The sequence below is a fragment of the Blautia sp. MSJ-9 genome, from assembly GCF_018919065.1.
GTDB lineage: Bacteria > Bacillota > Clostridia > Lachnospirales > Lachnospiraceae > Blautia_A.
In genome coordinates, this window is record NZ_JAHLQG010000002.1 from 20465 (window position 1) to 39287 (window position 18823).

Below are 18823 nucleotides of genomic sequence, written 5' to 3' on the forward strand. Positions count from 1 at the left end.
CTCCTTACAAATTGCGGATATAATTAGATATCGCCGTATCCTCACGGTTGTGTCCCAATGCTATACTAATCACACCTATTGCTTTACGATCCAATTTTTTCCCTCTTTCATCGCCACGACATACATAAATTTCCGATCGATATTTTCCGTCTGAACATTTGATCTTATTTTCAAAGCTCAATTCTTCCATCGGACGTGCATATTCTTTGTACAGATATGTTGCATAGTCAGACCGGTATCCATGCACGTCACAATTTGCACTCACATACTGCCAGACCAATTCATCCGATTTTGTATTTCGCATCCGATCTACAATCTTTTCCATATTCGGTCCGACAATCGGGCTTATCCGCATCTTTCCACCCTTATCTGAACGATGCAAAACAAAATATTCTTTATCTGGAAACGTTTCTAAAGCATCTTTACAAGCTTTTATCATAGGATAATCACCATACATCCTAGCATCTTTCAAAGAAGCTTCAACTTGTCTTCTGTCATATAGATCACTACCCTTTAGCTTTTCCAAAACATTACGTCGAAAGCCACAGCCTTTACAAAAATTAACCAGTTCCTCATTCTTCGCTTCTGAAAAATGCTTATCTCTTTCTTTCCGTCCACGGCTCCTCACAATGTCCTCTTTTTTCCTCCGCGGAGGCTGAAAACGCTGCGGATCATCCTTTTTAATTCCATACAGTTTATTTAGGGCTGCAGCCTCAGTCTGTATAGTCCAGGCAGACTTTCCCTCATCAACACGAGTCTGCAACCACTCTGCCACATACTTTTGAGCCTTGTCCAGTTTTCTACATTCTGGATAATGATTTTTTACATACCTGAGAAAATACTTAATGTGTTTCCAGTACGTTTTATAGGTAGAAAATGAATATATCTTACCAGACACCTTATCTGTATCATGTTCCCGATCATATTTCTTATCTTCCGTCTTAGAATCACCAAAATGCTGCATTCTTTGCAAGCGGTCATAAGCCTGCTGATGCAGGTCTCTATTATCTGAATTTTTCTTTTTATGTCCCATACACAATAAGCTCCTTTCTCCCTTTTGTTTTTTGTTCTAATCTAACACTTCGTAAGCGGTTAAAACATAATGTCGCTTCGTACCCGTCGTCTTTTGACTGCCGATACTAGGCAATACACACTCTTTTTTGATCCCTTCTTTCAGGGAGGTCTTATGCACGACCTCTTGCACTCTTTTTTTACACCTTATGCACGGTGAGCATTCAACTCTTTCTGTCTGTTTCCTACAGCCTGTTTTATTAGATCAATGATAGAGCCAGGACTCTAACTAATGTCGGATCATCACCCTCCGGTCTTTACAGCTCCCGGTGCATTCACATTATTAGTTACTAAACCACTTTCCCAGGTTTTTCATTTATGGGATACACGTTTTCTTTTGTCTGGATCGGTATCAGATACTACCAGAGATCTCAATTTTGTCCGTCAATTCGGTTGCTACCCAGCGTTCAAAAAGATTACTAACTGTCTTGCATGACTCCCTACTATCTCCATTCGCAAGGGCTACTCGGTGCATTCGGGTCATCCATGGCTTGATTCCATTTCTTTGCATCTATGTTAACTTATAAATAAGATCACCTATAATATGGAAAAATTTTAAGAACATGAAAAAGATATCCGGTGAAATCCTATAGATATCGGTTTACCCGTTCATTGGCATAAGCGGGTAAACCGATATTTCCACAACTACATACATCCATCTTGTGGTATAATTTTTATAACTAATATAACTAAGATTAAAATTACAAAGGGAGGAAAAAGACATGGGAAAAATGTATCGTATCCATCCAACCTGCCCACATTGCGGAGAAGAGCACCTGTCATTGGTAATCCGACTGACGGATGAAGAGCAGGCAGAAATTGACGAATTTAGCAAAAGCCATAAAGATGCAAATTGGTGGGATAAAATTATGGATGGTCCTGGATTAATAGTCCAACGCCGTGTAATATGTGGATGTTGCAGACAAGAATTCTCGACGCATGCGGGGGTGTGGGAGGAGGATGCACTTGATTTTGATGAGCCAAATTATATCCCAATTGGGAAATATCCCGTTTTTTAGACCTTAAGATAGATAGTAGGGAGAATACCTCTCACACTCTCCCACAAAAATTATAATATATTAGAATTGTTGCTGAATCTATGATATACTTATAACGTTGCTGCCCTCAATCTGGCAACAGAAAGGAGGGACGCTTATGTTAGATATATTTATTTCGTTCTTAGTTTCCATCGCGGCTGGTATAGCCTGCCACTATATCTGCAAATGGTTAGATGGAGATAATTAACAGCAACTAGCCTCGATCGTACATCGTAAAAGTACAAAAAAGAAAGCCCCCAGTATTAGCGGTACCGGGGGCTTTCGCTTACGTTAGACATTTATTTCGTTCTTTGCCTATTGGCATTATAACATATGTAATTTTTGTTTGCAATATTCACTTAACTGTTATCTACTGACCATTCGATCCCATAAAGATCTTGCAGCTAATCATGAATGTCACGTGTACTCATACCACGTGCATACAAAGAGATCACCTTTTCTTCAATCCCGGAAATATTTCTCTGGTATTTAGGGATAAATTTGGGTTCAAACTCCCCATTACGCTCTCTGGATATGTCAATTTGAAATTCGCCATATTGACTTTTTAAGTTCTTTGTAGAATGTCCATTTCTTTTATTGTCTGTCTGTAGATTTCCCTTATGGTTTTTCTCGTAACCAAGGGTTGCATCCAGTTCTGCCTCCATCAACTCCTGCAGGATATTTTTGAAACTGTCTTTCAGAAGAGTGTATATTCCAATAGCCTTCCCAAAGCATCAAAATCATATTTGCGCTGATCAAAATTATTAAATTTGTTTGTTACTTTTTTTTGTTCTTGTATCCGATCTGCCTGATCCGCTGCAGCATCCGGATGTCTGTATTTCCATACAGACTGTAAGACATAGAAAAAAGGCTTTTCTGCACCCCGAATTGTTCCCTGATGCGTTATACGCTCACAGATAACCACAATGTCTTTATAGGTAAGAGATTTAAAACACTGTTTAATGTCTGAAGTCGGAATCTGCTTTCTCTCAATCCAAAAATAATCTCGTTTTAGGCGGTCAACCTGCATACAGACAGTCTTTACCATTCGGAGCACATCCGGATCCAAGCGTTTCCTATACTCATCAGTGCCCTCAATGACCTTAAATCGCATGTCCATATAGTTTTTCAAATAACGATCAATCCGAGCCTCACGCTGCTCCGACGTTTCTGTTTTTACATCTACAACCGGGTATGTACACTGTTTCTTTGATTTTCCCTTTCCTGAATTTAGAAAAAGCTCCCATACTCCTGGAAGATATACATTGAACATACCAAAAAGATAAGCACACTCTTCCTTATAATATCCAAAAAATTTTTTTACTACATTGGTTCGAAGATCTGCTAGACGATCAGGATATTGCATAACCTCTGGCATCTGCTGGTCAAGATATTCTTCTAAGTCAATACCAAAACCTGAAGATTCCCAATTACTCCACCTAAAAAGAGTAAGGAGCTCCTGTGCGATAGTATTATCAGAAGCGATCGTAGCTAGCCACGCATACCAATCAAGCTCCTCTCCCCCGTCCCCCCTTACCGAAGGAGTAGAGAGAAGAGCGCGAGAAGTACCCTCAAAAGAGGCACACACAGACCCAGTGGCAGAATTTGCACTTTCAGAAACCTGTCCAACATTCTCCCGAACAGAATCGTAAGCAATAATCTCTGCTTTCTGTTTCTGATGATTCTGGCGCTGTGCTGCCTTAGAATACCGCATCAAGTTTTCTTCCTTAGCAATCGCGCAAATTGTCCTTCTGGATACACCTGTAGCCTCCGCAATTTCATCATACGTCAAATAGTCGGCCTGCATCAGCAGCTCGACAATCTTTTTCCGTGTCTCTTTTTTCTTGTCTCTAACCGCCTTTCTCTCAGCTGCGCGTTTTAACCCCTGCCCAATTCCAAGCGTCTTAATTTCATCGTCTGTAAGGGCCAACATATCAATTACATAGGAATTTGACAGCTTATAATATCCTTTGTGATCAATACCAACGCTCTGATCCGTCTCCTGGATAATATGATCCAGTTCTGCTTGTGGCAATGGATCCACAAAACGCATATTCATCTCCTGCAGACGCAACGCTGCATTAGTCGGATCAAGCTGTTTCAGTGTGGAGTATGCGATAAATAGCAGTTGTTCCCTGCAACTATCTGTACATTCCTCTCCGCGCATCTCCTGCAGCTTCTCCAGTTGCTCTAAACGTGTCGTCAAAAACGGTAAACGGTACTCCGTAAATGATACTACCGGTCTGGAAGCGATTTCCTTTTTCTTCTTTTCTTTCTCTTCTTTTACTTTTTTATACTCTTCTTCGGGTTTCCAATCCCAGAGATTACAGCCTTGTACCAGTTCCGATAATTCATAGTACGTTCCGGATACACTGATAAGCCGGCAGTATTTCCCGGCTTTCACGTTATATGTACCTGGCAAGCGACAAACGCGCGAATCATCCAGAACTGCAGCATCCACCTCAATCATTGGGTCTCCGCACAAAGTTTCTTTGTATTTTTCAAAAATAGATTTTCGGACCTTTTTGAAAAATGCAATCATTGTTTCGGTTCTCCAAGTATTAGCAATCGACTTATTCAAAACATACTGCAGTCCAAACCCTCTTCCCGTATCGGTGATCATAGTCGGGATAGCAAGGGTTCCGGACGCATATGCTTCCTGCAGAATATCCATGGCTCTTTTTTTTGCAGTCTCAATAGTATCTGGATTATCGGATCTATGGCAATCTATGTCGATATATATGGATGTGTAATTGAAAATTCGTGAAGATTCTCGTTTGTATCCTTTGAATGTATTCACCGTTACGTAACAACTATCCAGGTCAGTTCCTGTAGCTGCCAGTTCTTCTATATCACAATAGCTCCTCTGCTCGGAGTCCTTTTCATTTTTTATCCGAAGGTAGATCATCTGTCCGCCTTTTTTGTCATGATACAGAACTTGGAGAAATCTTCTTTTTTCTCTTTCCATTGCTTCTTTTTCATATGCTTTCACAATGATCCACCTCCTTTCCAGTGGATACACAATGTCAAATTTTATTTTTGGCATTGCCTTATCCACATCTATAACATAAAAAAGGAGACCCGCTAAAACGGATCTCCTTTTTTATCCATCTTGCTATCTATAGTCTACCTTAAATGAACTGGAAGCGCTATATATGACAAAACTGAAATTTTTTGATTTTTGAACTAATTTTTTCAAACCCTTATTTTACAAGGGTTTCCGACACATTGATGTCGCAAAAGTCGGTGCTTTTTTTTTTCTTTTGTCGCAAAAGTCGGTGCTTTTGTCGCAAAAGTCGGTGCTTGATGTCGCAAAAGTCGGTGCTTTACAAATTTATTTCAACTCCAATAATAGAGCGACCTGCAAATAATACATCATATCCTTTAATATATTTTTCAATCTTAAATGATTCTAAAACCTTTGTCATCATTTTATGTAATTTAGCTTTCTTATCCCGAATATTTACAAATTCCTCATCATACCATAACTCTGTAAGTACTCCTTTATCGAGTTCCTCATCGTAATATATAATTTCTTTTAATGTAATCTTATTCCTTGCCCGTTTCAACTCTTCAACACGCTGAATTACATACCTTTTTACCAAAATGGCATCGTCTGTATCAGTCATACCAGGAACCTTCATAAGGCCAATAGGCACTGCCGCAACACGTCCTATGCGTTCTGCATAGTCATAAAGGACCGGCATTTCTTTTAATGAAAAACCATTAAGATAAACTTCTCCATTAGCAGACTTTACCTGTACCTCTCTTAACGGAAGAAGGTAATCTGTAAATAACGCCCTATCACCCTTTCTCAGCTTTATCCCACGTGCCTCAAATTCATTTGTGCAATCCAGTGTAATACGAATTAAAGCCAATTTCTTCAAACTTCGCGTAACAGCTCCTGCTTTCTGTGGTTTAACATCGCCCTTTACATTTCCAGACATAATTCTGGAAACCATCTCCGGAGTAAAAGAGCTACAATTATTTTTATATAGCGTATATACTGAATCCATCACAGCTAAATCATACATCGTTACATTATTACTCGACAGCTCGACATCCTTATCTTTTTCCAAATCGACCGTCACTATAATGTTCTTCGATGGCATAACTTTCAATTCGGTCGGATTTTCAGCTGAAACTAAACCGCCTGTTGTCGTAATAAACTTTGCCACTGAAGAAATATTAAAATTTTCATTTTGGGCCTTCGGTAATTTTGCTATTTTGAGTTCTTCCATTAATGAAACATCACTCCTCCTTTTTCGACTTCCAATCATTATCTCCAAATAATTTTTCAAGTGGTCGCGGCAAAACTCTACAGACAACTTTTCCATCCAGTGTCCCAGTATTAACACCCTCCGGCAACCAATCAATCTGACTCATATAGTTTTGTAATCGTTCTTTTTCGCGCTTTCCAACCGTTTTCAGATTCTGAACATAGACGTTTACTTCTCCAGCCATACTGAAAGACATCTGTTCTGCATATACCAGTATCTGCCGCCGTTGCTCCTGCGTGAGACGTTTCTGATCTCCGGCATATTCGATTAGCCACTCTCCTACTTCTTTTTTCTTCTTTGCATAATAAGCATCTATTTCATCTTGGCGTGGGAATCCACTCATAATCATTCCCCTTTTCTATTTCATTTGTTATCTTATGTTTTTCTTGTATCTATCTTGTATCTATCTTATATTTATCTTATATTTGATTCTAAAACCATGTTGACGTATTGTGTTAAAGTCTGGTTATATTTCTCTGCACCAGCTACAATCATATTGTATACATCAGCATCCAACTTTATAAAAATTCTCTGCGCAGCTTGTCCCTTTTTCCGTGGAATACAATCTTTGGATGGTTTTATCAGCAACTGGTCATAGAATGCTTGGATATGATTCAAATCAGCCTGCCTGATTGCTTCATTGATATAATACGCCGCTGCAATACTGAGCTTCTCCGATTCCTCTTTTATAATATCGTACACTCGAGCCGTAAAGGCCATATTGATTTTTTTTGGCTTTGCAGATGTTCCCCCCTCTTCTGCATGATTTTCCAGATTTTCTTCTGCACGTCTATAAGCCTCATACTTCCCATGAATCTCACGCTTCTTATCTTGTATTTGACTTGTATCTATATTGTTTTTATCTTGTATATTACTTGTATCTGTATACATACCAGATAAATCAAGTTTCTTTTTTGCCATTTATACAACACCTCGTTCCAGTTCAGCAACAAAATCTTTAACGGACCCTGCAGCCCGGCTTCCCGGATCATATTCTGTGATTCCAATATGTGCGGCAACACATTCACTGAGTGATACCGCCTGGGGAATTTTTGATTCAAAAATTGTAGTTTCAGCCCCATCAGCCATCCGTTTAGCAACCTCCTGAACCTGTTTCCCTAGGTTGGTTCTATCATTACTGCGATTAAACAAAATTCCAGCAATCTGCAGCTTTTCATTTGTTGTTTCTTGAATCTCCGAAATAGATTCCAGTATTCCTGAATTTCCTTCCAAAGAAGCAATGTCCGGTAACATGATCACAACAGCAAAATCAGAAACAGACAGAGACAAATAGTGTCCCCATCCCGGAGAAGGATTCACATCAATGAATACATAATCATAACTATCTTTGACCACTTTCAGTTCACTGCGAAATCGGCTAATCTTAGCGTCCATTCCAATTTCTGCCACTGCCATGTTAGCTGGGATAATGTACAGATTTTCCTTAACTGCTACAGTTGCATCTTCTAAAGAAATACCACCCTTTAAAACATCCACGATCGTCTTCATTCTGTCCGTTCTTAGGACTCCGGAAAAAAAAGTTAGATTAGCTTTCTGTCCATCCATGTCAATCATCAGAATCCGTTTTCCCTGACTTGCCAGCTCCCAAGCTGTATTATAACAGACGGAGGTTTTCCCGACGCCGCCCTTCTCATTGATATATGTAATTACCTTTGCTCCCATGCTTTCTCCTTTCTTATCTTATATTTGTCTTGTATTTATCTTGTTGCTATATTGTATCACCTATCTTTTTAAAAATCAATCCTATCTTATATCTATATTGTATCTATCTTGTATCTACGTGATTTTCAAAATAGTTTCTGCAGCATAATGTTTTATTTAAATATGTTAGCATATACAATAACATATTTAACCTCTCAAAAAAGAGAGAAGCTTTTCTTCTCACATTCTATATATTATCACTTTTAGCTTTATCTGAAACAACTGTCAGCTCAGCAATTTTGTCCTGCAGGCTTTCCAGTTGTACCTGCAGACGTGCATTCTCTCTGTCAGCTTCCCGGAGTAAAGCGTTCATTTCACGCTCCTTTTTTACAACTTCATTGGCGCAAAGGAGAGCAGCATCTTTCTGAGCATCTGAGATTTTACGTTCCATGTCCGTTTTCAATTCTCTGATTTCCGTAGCATGATCTTTTTTCAGTTCAGCTAATTCCCTAGCATTCATATCCTGCGCAGCTTTCAACGCCCGTTCCGCTTCTTCCTGACTTGCCTTTAATTTCCGATCAGCTTCCACTTTCTGGCGCTCCATATCTTTCTGTAATTCAATAATTTTGCCTCTAGCTGTCTCTTCAGATTTTTTCAGATCATCATATTCGACCGCTTTTTCTTCTACAATACTCAGCTTATCAAGCATATTGGCAATAGTTTTGTCTTTTTCTTCAGCCAATTTCGATGCTGTTTCAGCCTGCGTCTTCGCTACAGAAGCCTCTTTTATAGCCTGATCAGCAGTCTGAGAAGCACTGATTGCTGTTTGTTCTGCAATCTTTTTTTCTTCCTGTAGCTGTGCCACCTTCTCCTGTAAAGCTCCGATTGTTTTATCTTTGCTGGTCAGCGCTGAAATGAATTCTTCTTTGGCGGATTCATGTGCCGTATTGTAATCTTCGACACTTTTAAGGTATGACTCCATGACTTTTTTCATGTACATCTCAAAAGTCTCTATATCCTTGGCACTTCCTGGAATCATAGTCTTTGCCCGATTCAGTTCCATGACTTGCATCATATGATCGAAGCCCTGTGCTTGGTTCATTCCATTCTCTTCACAGAATTTTCTAAACGCATCTGCCGATTCCTGGTCAACTCTAAAATTTGTCTGTTTGATTTCGCCCATTTTATCCATCCTTTCTCAATCCTGTTGATCGTTCCCTATTCGATAATATCCTTTTATCATACCTCTATATTACTATCAATATTTTGTTATACATTTGTTATGTATTGTTATTGTTATACATAACATTATTTACATTATAACATGTTACATCACGAGATGAATTTTCATCCCATTTTTCATTATTTACTTCCAGATTGTGAACTTATCTTTATACGCAATATAATCAGCATAATTAATTAAAATTGGCTCTACCGTGTTATTAAGATTAACATCATCTTCTGGCTCTAAATAATAGATTTTTCTTGATATACAGCCGTCTCTATCAGGAATCGATATTTCAATCCTTATAGCGCCCATTCGAAACAGATCTCTGTAAATCATTTCATCCGTATCGCCGTAATTCTTTAGATCATGCACAGCCATCATGCTCTCCAACCCAAATGACGGCACCGTTACCGAAATTACAGGCGATTTACCTCTCGCATACGGAGATGCCATAGTCTTCCATAGATTCCGTCCTATATCAGTAGCATATTTTTCCACTGCCTCTTCCATTTTTTCCAATTGAAACTCCTTTCCATCTCGAGCCTCAACATATTCAATACGAAATCTCTCCAATTGATTCGGCTTAATAAAAAATTCTACCGGAATGGATATAGTCTGTCTTGTACACGACGTAATGCTTGACATAATCATATTTTTAAATTCATTCTCATTAAACCACACGCTGTCTTTTTCTTCGAGTCCCAGTCTTCTTTGTGCTATGGCATAGTAATTTGCTCTACGACCAAAGCGGTTTGTTAAATAAATGTAATGACAGTTAGGTTTTATATATTTCGAAATCCAGTCACGACTGCATTTTAAAATTCTACAAGCTTTTCGAAATGACAATGTATATTCCGAGTTCAGAGCTTCCAGACAGGCTTCCCAACGCAATTCTTTCGGCAGTTCTTCGAAACTAACCAGCGTCGGATATCTCTCTAAATCTGGCATCCTTTATCCCTCCGTTTCGCACATATATATGTTATAATATATTATAACATATATATGTGCGAAACACCAGCACTTCATGCAGTTTTCCTACACTTCCAGATGTTCAAAAGGTAGGCAGTTCAAGATACCTGAAGTATTAGAAGGAATCTTAAAAGTAATTATAGTAAAAGAATATTTCGTAATTTCCTGCTACTAACATTACATATCACAATGCATCACCTCTTATATTTCTTTTTTTCCTTATTAATGTACTCCTACTAATCCCGGTCATCTGACAGACCTGTTTGTAAGAATGATTCTCCAATAGTTCAAGCGCATGATTAATCTGTTGTCTTGAATATTTCTTCGGTCTACCTTCCGTAAAATCCGGATTCTGTTTCGCAATAGCTTTTCCCTCCTGCGTACGTTCTACAATCATATCTCGCTCAAATTCGGCAAAAGAGAATAGTATATTTCTGATCAGTTTTCCCGTAGGTGTATTATCCATAATTCCAATGTTCAATATATGTACTACAATATCTTTCTTCAGAAGTGATTCAATTAGTTCCGTTCCTTGAGATGCACTTCTAGCAATTCGATCTAACTTGGTGACGATTAGCGTATCACCTGGTTTAATTACATCCAGTAACTTATCAAGTTCCGGTCGATGTGATTTAGTGCCCGTAAAAGCATCAGAATATATCTTCTGAACACCTGCAGCTTTCAATGCTGCTTCCTGAGCTTCCAAACTGTTACCATCCTTCGCCTGGCCCTTGGTGGACACTCTGCTATATCCGTAAATCATCTGTTTCTTCCTTTCATTAGTGATCCTAAGTTATGACACCGTTCTATGCCTTGATTTTACGTCATTCCGGAATTGGTGTCAATACTTTTAAGTTTTGGAACTTCTGAACAAACAAAAAGAGCTACCCATGGCATAGGTAACTCCTCTGAATTATTATAACTCATATAGAACATGGTTTTAGGATACTGTTTTAGTTTTCTGATTCATAGTGAAAAATATCTCCAATATCACATTGTAAAACTCTGCATATCTCACATACAGCTTCTACAGGAATTTGCTTGATATTATTATTTACAATGTTGCTGACTGTTCCGGGGCGAATTCCCGTCAGCTCTGATAATTTCTTCTGCGTCATATCATTCTCTGCCAAAAGAACTTTTAACCGAGATTTCAGCATATCCGAGTATCTCCTTTCTCATGTTTCTTATATATTAAATAATACGCTATTAGTAATTTAATGTCAACGCAACGCAATTATAAATACAAATAGCGTAAATTATTTACGATTTTGCATTGACAAATTACGTTATTCGTAGTATTATATAACCAGTTCAAGGGACAGAAGCTTGACGAGGCTGTTGCGAATCCCGGTAAAGTATGGATACAACCTATCATTATTATGTTAATAAGAAAAAATGGAGGACAAAGAATATGGAATTTGAAATCGCAAAGGAATACGATAGAAAAATTAATGATGAATTAAAAAAATACGAAACGTTATTGTGGCAAACATACTACAGTACACTACTCCCAGATCTTGTGCAGATGTACGCTGATAATTATAACGGTGATCCAGCAGATAAGACACAAGCAATCAATGATTACAGAGCCCACTTAATTGCGAGACATATGTATAGAGTTCAGAAAATGCTCAACAAAAAGCGAGACAAATTAATCAGCAAATACATGGATGAGCTAGCCGAACAACTTGAGGCAGCAAAACGCGTCGCTGATCTGATAGATGATTTGGAAGAAGATGGATGGAATCCAGCAGACGAAGACAAATATTAATTTAAAGATTAATGCAGGAAGTTGTACCAGACCAGCGGAGACAACTTCCTTTTTGTTTTCAGTTTACAAGTAACGTCTCAAAGAATATGCCCAAGATATAATGAATGATATCTCCAAGGATTCAGAGACGAACTCGAAGTTGCGCATAGTAATTACAGGAGATTACAATACGTGAATGATCAACTGGAAGAGGATACTGAAGTTCTAAAACAGAGTGAAGAACAGCATGAAGCAACGATTGAAGCATATTAGTTAATGAGGGAATCCAATAGACGTTATGAGGCAGAGACTGCAGCTTAGCAGAAAAAAATCTGGGCATTGCAGGACACTCTTGGAACGCTCCGGAAATACAGATAAACATACGAAAAATAAAAGAGCCCCGGAGGTCGTATCTCCGGGGCTATCCCTTAGGTACAGGATATTTTCATCATCTTGCCCACTGGCCTTATAACATACATGTATACGTTATACAATGTGATACCTTTATTAATCAAAAGTAAAAATTTGTTTTCATATGTGTCAAGATAATATATAATTATCTAAAGAACGGAAAAAAACGCTGCGTTATGAAGGGAGTGTTGAGGTATGAACGCAAATCCAATTTTGCTTCAGAAAAAGTATGCAAGGATAGTAGAACTATTTGCTAAAAGGATGGGAATTTCAATAGACAAGGCATTGGATATTTTCTATCATTCGGAAGTATATCAGCTGATGCGGGATGGTGTATCAGATTTGCATTGTATGAGTGATGGATACTTGGTTGATGAACTTGAAATGGAATATAAAAATGTTTTATTTGTATAGTAAGATGAAAAATAAGTTTAATAATCAGGAGCATAATTAAAAAAGCATTCTACGAAAAATAAAAGAGCCCCGGAGACGTGACCTCCGGGGCTATCCCCTAAGTACAGGATATTTTTATTTTGCCTACTAATATTATAACATACATGTACACGTTATACAATATGATACCTTTATTAATCAATAATATTTTTAATTATTTATTATTTCTTTCGCGGTGGAATATATTCTATCAAATCTTCAATCTGACAATCTAAAGCATACTCTATTTGTACATTATTATTCTCTATCCGGGGAATTGCGAACGAACAAAATAAATGTTATGATACAAAAGGTAAATAATGAAAAGCATGTACTCTGATCTGGTCGAACTAATCATGCAGATACTGGATTACATATTTGCAACACAAGATAATGTGAGAAAGGAGCTGTATGCTATGGATGGAAAAGTTTTGCAATTGGAATCAGAAAAAAATATTGAAAAAGGTCGTAAAGAAGGTATCGAGACAGGACAATTGATGTTAGGTACGCTGATTAACCGCCTCATCATGAGTGGTCGAAGTGCTGAGGTTGGACAAGCTGCTACCAACAGCAACTTCCGTGAGAAACTCTATAAAGTATACGATATCAAGCCTGAGAATTTCTTATAATCAACTAAATATGGAAGGGATGTGGTAAAAAAACACCTCCCTTTAAACTATCCCGAACGAGTTCAAACATATAGATCCAACAAAAAGAAAAGTCTTAGATGTCGCAATCCAAGACTTTTCTTTCTGTGTGTTACCAATGAACTGGTATTATCATTTTGCCGATTGTTATTATCGGCACATATTTCTCAGTAGTCTATTTCTTCTATCCATATTTCGGGTGAAATGAACGGAACAAAAAAATAAAAAACCTGCTATCATCTGCAGATTTTGCAGGCAACAACAGGCTTTCTACTACTCTGATTTCAATTCTGTCCAGCTAGTTTATCAGTTCTTCCACCACTGTCAGAAGTTTCACCGTATCCACGGGTTTCGCAATATGCGCATTCATACCAGCGTCCAGACTCTTTTGGATATCATCTTCAAACGCATTTGCTGATATTGCTGTGATCGGAACTGTTCTGGCATCTTTTCGATTCAGACTTCGTATTGTCCGTGTGGCGGTCAGTTCATCACCTGCATCATAATATCCATGATTATTAGATCATAAAATTCACATTCACACCACGATCACCTCCGCAATGTAAATCTCTCACCACACTTATTTCATGAGTAAATAAATTCAACCTCTGTATTTAACTGAAGCAATCTCTGATCTTGTTTGAAATATCAGAATCAACAAAACCTTTCTGTGCCATGTCATCAAGTATATCACATGCTTTTTCATGTGATAATCCCTTCTTATAAGGTCTGTCTTCCGTAAGAGCCTGATAAATATCAATACAAGCCATAATGCGCTCTTGTTCATTTAATTCATCAGCAGTTTTTCCAAAAGGATATCCTTTTCCATTTAACTTTTCATGATGAAGAGCCGCCCAATCTCTTATTTCTTCAAAATCATCTATCCCTGACAAAATATAATAGGTATATACTGCATGATGTTTCATCGTTTTAAATTCTTCATCTGTTAATTTTTCTGGTTTTTCCAGAATCTCATTTCCGATTGCAACCTTTCCTATGTCATGCAAAGCTCCGGCAAGATACATTTTCTGACAGATATCCTCATCAAATCCCATAAATCTTGATATTTTTTCCGCACCTTCCGCAACACCAATTGAGTGGTTACTTGTAAAGGGCGATTTATAGTCCACAATATGGGCAAAAAGATCTGCAATAGCTTTAATCTGTGTAAAATTAAGTTCCTGCTTTATTCTGGGTACTTTCTTCCACAACATCGTATCCAGGGTTTCATTATCAATCATATGAATTTTTTCATCTGAAAAAGCATTAAAAAAAGCTTCCACGCAGAAGGAATCAAACAATTTATCTTTTGACTTTATTACAAATTCTTCTGTTCTTTTCCACTCATCCGAATCTGATTTCATAGATCGGCAAAATATATCTATCGTATCACACATATGGATAATCCTTGCAAATAACGGTACTTCATTCCATTGTTTTCCAAAAGGCCCACTTCCATCAGCGTTTTCATGGTGGTACAGTATGACATTAGATACATCATTATGAAACGGTATATTTTTCAGATTTTTTTCTCCTATGGTACAATGCCTTCCCAGCTTCGTCACCCCGTTACGTAAAGCGTCATTTTGAAGCTCTTCCTGAATATATTGTGCCACTGCATTGTCGTGCAGCAATGCACACTCTGCCAAATCTTGCAGGCTTTGACCCTGTATACCCATTTTTTCAGCAGTACAAACCGCCATATATGCCACACGTTTAGAATGATTGTTTGTTACTTTAATCAGCTCTGCCTCTACACAGTCCAATGCATATGAGCAGGCTGCTAATAACCCCAGCACATCAAATTTCATTTTTGATCTTGTCTCCTCCTTTGTTCTGTTTTCTGAGAAATCTGGAATATGCTTACCATGACAGATTTCTCAGCCTCGGATCAATAAAAGCATATGTTTTGTCTTTTCTTTAATTTTTCCATGACCGTTGGATATTTTTTATAATCTGTATGAGGTAATGCCTGGGAAGCTACCATCTGTTCCAGGAAATCATCTACTTCCGCAAATTGTATATACGTCATTTCTTCCAGTATCTGATCAATATCTGAGAGAAGTTCTCTGTTCAGCAAAAGCTTCTGAGCTCCTTCCAGGGAAGAATTTCCAGCATTGATAATCTTTTCCCGGTCCATGTCAGGATACATTCCAATGGTAATAGCCGATTCCACAGATACATGCTTTCCAAAAGAACCAGCTGCATAAAATCGATCTGCCTGATTCAGTTCAAGTCCAGATTCCCGGAGCATGATCTCAACCATTATATGTGCCGCAGCTTTAGTAAGGATAAATTCGTCGATATCTTTCTGATAAAAATACAGCCCCGGAGCATATTCTATACAAGGCTGACCGTCCCGCTTTTGAATAAGATTCGTCTTTTCAGGAGAAAACTTACCACGAATATCTATCCAGCCTTCCAGGAAAAGTTCTGCAATCAAATCCACAATACCAGAACCACAGATACCCTTAGGGCTAATTTCTCCTGAAGAATTACCAATTACATGAACATGAATTTTTCCGTCTCTTATCCTCACTCTGTCCACGGCTCCGGCATCTGCCCTCATCCCGGTATGTACCACACCGCCTTCCAATGCAGGTCCTGCCGCACCAGCGCCGCAAAGAAGAAAATCTTTATTTCCGATCACAAGTTCACCGTTGGTTCCGATGTCAAAGAAAACACTGATTCCATCTTTTTTATATAATTCCGTCTCAATCATTCCGCTGATGATGTCACCACCCAGATAATTAGACTTCGCCGGATAACAATACACATAACCATTCAACGGAATATCCAGATCTTTTGCCGGCTGGAATCCCGGACGATCGGCATGAACAGCATGTGGTGTGTAAAAGACACAGAAGGCATCTATTCCCAAAAGAAAGTGGATCATGGTGGTATTACCTGCTACTACCATAGACAGACATTTTCGTGACACCGGATGCTTTGCATCCAGCTTATCCATGCATTCTATAATAGACTCAACTGTAGCAAGCCGTATCTCTTCCAATTTTTTCTTATCATCTTTGCAGTAAAAAATACGTGATAAAATATCGGTTCCCCACTGAATCTGTTTATTAAAGCAGCTCTCTTCCCCCAGTATCTCACCACTGTTACAGTCTAAAAGTTTCACCACTACCGTTGTACTTCCAAGGTCTACCGCCAGCCCATAATGCTGGCTGACTGTATCTCCGCTCTCTATATCAACCAGCTCCCATTTTTCTCCATTCCATGAAAGTGATACTGTTATTTTCCAACCTGCATGATCAAGTAATGGATATAATTGCCTCAAAATGCGAACCGGAATATGGACCTCCTCTTTCACGCCCTTTGCTGATAAACATTCCAGAATACGCTGCTGGTCTGAACGTTGATCCTCTTCGGTTGGCGCAGAAAGATCAATGTATAATTTTCGACTAAGACCTCTCATAGTGTTCCTTCTCCTTTACCATATGTACATTTTCTATTCCGCAAAAAAGGAAGGACATCGGTTATAACTCATACTTGATATCCTTCCTTTTCATTATGATTCATTATACTTCAGAAAACTGATCTTTTCCAACGGAACACAAAGGACATTCAAAATCTTCTGGAACATCTTCCCATTTTGTTCCCGGTGCGATACCGCCTTCTGGATATCCTTCCTCTTCGTCATATTCCCATCCGCAAACATCACATACGTATTTCATTCTTGATTCCTCCCTGTATCAGTATTTTAATCAATAGTTTTCTGCGTGTACCTCAAAATAGCTCTGTGGGTGATTGCATACCGGGCATACTTCCGGTGCTTTTGTTCCCACTACGATATGTCCACAGTTACGGCATTCCCAAACTTTAACTTCACTCTTTTCAAATACCTGTGCAGTTTCAATATTCTTAAGAAGTGCACGATATCTTTCTTCATGATGTTTCTCAATTTCTCCTACAGCTCTGAATTTTGCAGCAAGTTCCGGGAATCCTTCTTCCTCTGCTGTTTTTGCAAATCCTTCATACATATCTGTCCACTCGTAGTTCTCACCCTCTGCAGCAGCAGCCAGATTTTCTTTTGTGTCACCAATTCCGGCCAGTTCTTTGAACCACATCTTTGCATGTTCTTTCTCGTTATCGGCTGTTTTTAAGAATAATGCTGACATCTGCTCATAGCCTTCCTTTTTTGCAACAGAAGCAAAATAGGTATATTTATTTCTTGCCTGTGATTCTCCTGCAAATGCCTCCTGTAAATTTTTCTCAGTCTGTGTTCCTGCATATTTGTTTGCTGCCATTTCCTTTACCTCCGCTTTCTTTATTACTTTTTCAAAATCTGATGCCGGATGTTTACACAAAGGACATACAAAATCATCCGGTAATTCTTCTCCTACATACTCATATCCGCAAATCCTGCAGCGCCATATCGTCTGACCATCTTCTGTTTTTCCTACTGCCTGTGGCTTAGGTTTTATGTGATTCTGATAATACTCGTATGTTACAGAAGGGATATCACTCAGGACTTCCATATCTGTTATTTCACCAATAAACATCGTATGGGAACCTAAATCTTCTGTTTTATTAACACTTACAGAAATATATGCATTTGTTCCTTCTGTGATATAGTAAATGCCATTTTCGCCCCTTGCACATTTTTCAAATGTTTCAAACTTATTCATATCCCGCCCGGATTGAAAACCAAAATGTTTAAATAATTCAAACTGGGCATTCTGGCTTAATACTGACACTGTGAATTTTCCGGTCCTTTGGATCATTTCATGTGTATAATTTGCTTTATTTACACAGATACTTAATTGATTAGGTTCTGATGCCGCCTGGATTGCAGTGTTAATGATACAGCCATTATCCTTTTGGGCTTCTCTGGCAGTCAGTACAAATAATCCGTAACTCAGCTTATACATCGCTTTTTTATCCATTCTGCTCCTCCTTCATCTTCTCCCTGCATCTCGGACAAATGCCTTTAAAGGAAATATCATATTCCAAAAAATCGATTCCATGTGTATCATGAATTCTTTTCATTAAATCCGGTATTTCCTCCATATCTACATCCGATACCTCACCACATTTTATACATCTCACATGATAATGATTTTTCAGTGTGATATCGAACCGATTTGCTCCATCTGGCACTTCAACCTTTCTCAGAACACCTTCTTCTGACAGTATATCAAGATTTCTATATACTGTTCCTTTTCCAATGGTAGGATATTCTTTTTTTAGAAATTCATATACTTCATTTGCTGTAACATGCCTTTTCATTTCATATACGGCATTTTTCACAAGATCTTTCTGAATTGTATTTCTTCTGTTAGTCATTCGTCCTCCTTATTAGGATTTATTCTTAA

At 38.3% G+C, this 18823-nt stretch carries 20 protein-coding genes and 2 pseudogenes; 4 read left to right on the top strand and 18 right to left on the bottom strand.

The window, feature by feature from the left end; all coding sequences use genetic code 11:
• Positions 1-4: 4 nt before the first annotated feature.
• Positions 5-1033: a hypothetical protein gene (locus KQI87_RS00085; RefSeq protein ID WP_216458366.1), complete on the bottom strand. Its 1029-nt coding sequence runs from the start codon at positions 1031-1033 to the stop codon at positions 5-7.
• 760 nt (positions 1034-1793) lie between these two features.
• On the opposite strand from KQI87_RS00085, the gene KQI87_RS00090 reads away from it, so the two are divergent.
• Positions 1794-2090 carry a hypothetical protein gene (locus KQI87_RS00090; protein ID WP_216458367.1) on the top strand — a complete coding sequence of 99 codons (297 nt, stop codon included), beginning with the start codon at positions 1794-1796 and terminating at the stop codon, positions 2088-2090.
• 425 nt (positions 2091-2515) lie between these two features.
• Here the strand turns inward: KQI87_RS00090 and KQI87_RS00095 are convergent.
• The 10 genes and pseudogenes from KQI87_RS00095 to KQI87_RS00140 form a co-directional block, all read right to left on the bottom strand.
• Positions 2516-2821, bottom strand: a pseudogene (locus KQI87_RS00095) (transposase); the annotation flags it as partial.
• Positions 2806-5100, bottom strand: a complete 2295-nt coding sequence (locus KQI87_RS16890; protein ID WP_216458368.1) for an HTH domain-containing protein — start codon at positions 5098-5100, stop codon at positions 2806-2808. The pseudogene KQI87_RS00095 and the gene KQI87_RS16890, both read right to left, overlap by 16 nt.
• A 334-nt stretch (positions 5101-5434) precedes the next feature.
• Complete coding sequence (locus tag KQI87_RS00105) at positions 5435-6349, bottom strand: hypothetical protein (RefSeq protein WP_216458369.1); 915 nt, start codon at positions 6347-6349, stop codon at positions 5435-5437.
• A gap of 10 nt (positions 6350-6359) precedes the next feature.
• Positions 6360-6731, bottom strand: coding sequence for a hypothetical protein (locus tag KQI87_RS00110; protein ID WP_216458370.1), 372 nt, complete (start codon positions 6729-6731; stop codon positions 6360-6362).
• Between the two features lie 71 nt (positions 6732-6802).
• A complete protein-coding gene (locus tag KQI87_RS00115; RefSeq protein ID WP_216458371.1) occupies positions 6803-7309 on the bottom strand; it encodes a hypothetical protein in 507 nt (168 codons plus the stop codon).
• The gene (locus KQI87_RS00120) at positions 7310-8071 is read right to left on the bottom strand and encodes a ParA family protein (RefSeq protein ID WP_216458372.1); all 762 of its coding nucleotides are present in this window, start codon (positions 8069-8071) and stop codon (positions 7310-7312) included.
• A gap of 226 nt (positions 8072-8297) precedes the next feature.
• Positions 8298-9233, bottom strand: a complete 936-nt coding sequence (locus KQI87_RS00125) for an alanine-zipper protein (RefSeq protein ID WP_216458373.1) — start codon at positions 9231-9233, stop codon at positions 8298-8300.
• Between the two features lie 183 nt (positions 9234-9416).
• Positions 9417-10226, bottom strand: coding sequence for a hypothetical protein (locus KQI87_RS00130; RefSeq protein ID WP_216458374.1), 810 nt, complete (start codon positions 10224-10226; stop codon positions 9417-9419).
• A gap of 205 nt (positions 10227-10431) precedes the next feature.
• Positions 10432-11010, bottom strand: coding sequence for a recombinase family protein (locus KQI87_RS00135; protein ID WP_216458375.1), 579 nt, complete (start codon positions 11008-11010; stop codon positions 10432-10434).
• A gap of 190 nt (positions 11011-11200) precedes the next feature.
• Positions 11201-11407, bottom strand: coding sequence for a helix-turn-helix domain-containing protein (locus tag KQI87_RS00140; RefSeq protein WP_253292271.1), 207 nt, complete (start codon positions 11405-11407; stop codon positions 11201-11203).
• A 254-nt stretch (positions 11408-11661) separates the two neighbouring features.
• Between KQI87_RS00140 and KQI87_RS00145 the strand changes: the two genes are divergently transcribed.
• From KQI87_RS00145 to KQI87_RS00155, 3 genes are all read left to right on the top strand, one after another.
• Positions 11662-12021 carry a hypothetical protein gene (locus KQI87_RS00145; RefSeq protein WP_216458376.1) on the top strand — a complete coding sequence of 120 codons (360 nt, stop codon included), beginning with the start codon at positions 11662-11664 and terminating at the stop codon, positions 12019-12021.
• A gap of 585 nt (positions 12022-12606) precedes the next feature.
• Complete coding sequence (locus KQI87_RS00150; RefSeq protein WP_216458377.1) at positions 12607-12825, top strand: DUF3791 domain-containing protein; 219 nt, start codon at positions 12607-12609, stop codon at positions 12823-12825.
• A gap of 434 nt (positions 12826-13259) precedes the next feature.
• A complete protein-coding gene (locus tag KQI87_RS00155) occupies positions 13260-13472 on the top strand; it encodes a hypothetical protein (protein WP_216458378.1) in 213 nt (70 codons plus the stop codon).
• Positions 13473-13788: 316 nt separating this feature from the next.
• Here the strand turns inward: KQI87_RS00155 and KQI87_RS17065 are convergent, their stop codons facing one another.
• The 7 genes and pseudogenes from KQI87_RS17065 to KQI87_RS00180 all read right to left on the bottom strand — a co-directional run bounded on the left by KQI87_RS17065 (position 13789) and on the right by KQI87_RS00180 (position 18794).
• The gene (locus tag KQI87_RS17065; RefSeq protein ID WP_334300711.1) at positions 13789-13977 is read right to left on the bottom strand and encodes a response regulator; all 189 of its coding nucleotides are present in this window, start codon (positions 13975-13977) and stop codon (positions 13789-13791) included.
• Between the two features lie 127 nt (positions 13978-14104).
• Positions 14105-15301: an HD-GYP domain-containing protein gene (locus KQI87_RS00160; protein ID WP_216458379.1), complete on the bottom strand. Its 1197-nt coding sequence runs from the start codon at positions 15299-15301 to the stop codon at positions 14105-14107.
• 80 nt (positions 15302-15381) lie between these two features.
• Entirely contained in the window at positions 15382-16923 is a 1542-nt protein-coding gene (locus tag KQI87_RS00165) for an ASKHA domain-containing protein (protein ID WP_216458380.1), read from the bottom strand.
• Positions 16924-17026: 103 nt separating this feature from the next.
• A complete protein-coding gene (locus KQI87_RS00170; RefSeq protein ID WP_019161201.1) occupies positions 17027-17182 on the bottom strand; it encodes a rubredoxin in 156 nt (51 codons plus the stop codon).
• A gap of 30 nt (positions 17183-17212) precedes the next feature.
• The gene (gene rbr / locus KQI87_RS17070; protein ID WP_253292276.1) at positions 17213-17755 is read right to left on the bottom strand and encodes a rubrerythrin; all 543 of its coding nucleotides are present in this window, start codon (positions 17753-17755) and stop codon (positions 17213-17215) included.
• Positions 17756-17773: 18 nt separating this feature from the next.
• Positions 17774-18394, bottom strand: a pseudogene (locus KQI87_RS17075) (flavin reductase); the annotation flags it as partial.
• Entirely contained in the window at positions 18387-18794 is a 408-nt protein-coding gene (locus KQI87_RS00180; RefSeq protein ID WP_216458382.1) for a Fur family transcriptional regulator, read from the bottom strand. The gene KQI87_RS00180 and the pseudogene KQI87_RS17075, both read right to left, overlap by 8 nt.
• Positions 18795-18823: the final 29 nt, after the last annotated feature.

Bases quoted from the DNA above. Each gene is read 5' to 3' on its own strand.
- KQI87_RS00085 (WP_216458366.1), bottom strand. From the start codon at position 1,033: ATGGGACATAAAAAGAAAAATTCAGATAATAGAGACCTGCATCAGCAG.
- KQI87_RS00090 (WP_216458367.1), top strand. From the start codon at position 1,794: ATGGGAAAAATGTATCGTATCCATCCAACCTGCCCACATTGCGGAGAA.
- KQI87_RS00105 (WP_216458369.1), bottom strand. From the start codon at position 6,349: ATGGAAGAACTCAAAATAGCAAAATTACCGAAGGCCCAAAATGAAAAT.
- KQI87_RS00110 (WP_216458370.1), bottom strand. From the start codon at position 6,731: ATGAGTGGATTCCCACGCCAAGATGAAATAGATGCTTATTATGCAAAG.
- KQI87_RS00115 (WP_216458371.1), bottom strand. From the start codon at position 7,309: ATGGCAAAAAAGAAACTTGATTTATCTGGTATGTATACAGATACAAGT.
- KQI87_RS00120 (WP_216458372.1), bottom strand. From the start codon at position 8,071: ATGGGAGCAAAGGTAATTACATATATCAATGAGAAGGGCGGCGTCGGG.
- KQI87_RS00125 (WP_216458373.1), bottom strand. From the start codon at position 9,233: ATGGGCGAAATCAAACAGACAAATTTTAGAGTTGACCAGGAATCGGCA.
- KQI87_RS00130 (WP_216458374.1), bottom strand. From the start codon at position 10,226: ATGCCAGATTTAGAGAGATATCCGACGCTGGTTAGTTTCGAAGAACTG.
- KQI87_RS00135 (WP_216458375.1), bottom strand. From the start codon at position 11,010: ATGATTTACGGATATAGCAGAGTGTCCACCAAGGGCCAGGCGAAGGAT.
- KQI87_RS00140 (WP_253292271.1), bottom strand. From the start codon at position 11,407: ATGCTGAAATCTCGGTTAAAAGTTCTTTTGGCAGAGAATGATATGACG.
- KQI87_RS00145 (WP_216458376.1), top strand. From the start codon at position 11,662: ATGGAATTTGAAATCGCAAAGGAATACGATAGAAAAATTAATGATGAA.
- KQI87_RS00150 (WP_216458377.1), top strand. From the start codon at position 12,607: ATGAACGCAAATCCAATTTTGCTTCAGAAAAAGTATGCAAGGATAGTA.
- KQI87_RS00155 (WP_216458378.1), top strand. From the start codon at position 13,260: ATGGATGGAAAAGTTTTGCAATTGGAATCAGAAAAAAATATTGAAAAA.
- KQI87_RS00160 (WP_216458379.1), bottom strand. From the start codon at position 15,301: ATGAAATTTGATGTGCTGGGGTTATTAGCAGCCTGCTCATATGCATTG.
- KQI87_RS00165 (WP_216458380.1), bottom strand. From the start codon at position 16,923: ATGAGAGGTCTTAGTCGAAAATTATACATTGATCTTTCTGCGCCAACC.
- KQI87_RS00170 (WP_019161201.1), bottom strand. From the start codon at position 17,182: ATGAAATACGTATGTGATGTTTGCGGATGGGAATATGACGAAGAGGAA.
- rbr (WP_253292276.1), bottom strand. From the start codon at position 17,755: ATGGCAGCAAACAAATATGCAGGAACACAGACTGAGAAAAATTTACAG.
- KQI87_RS00180 (WP_216458382.1), bottom strand. From the start codon at position 18,794: ATGACTAACAGAAGAAATACAATTCAGAAAGATCTTGTGAAAAATGCC.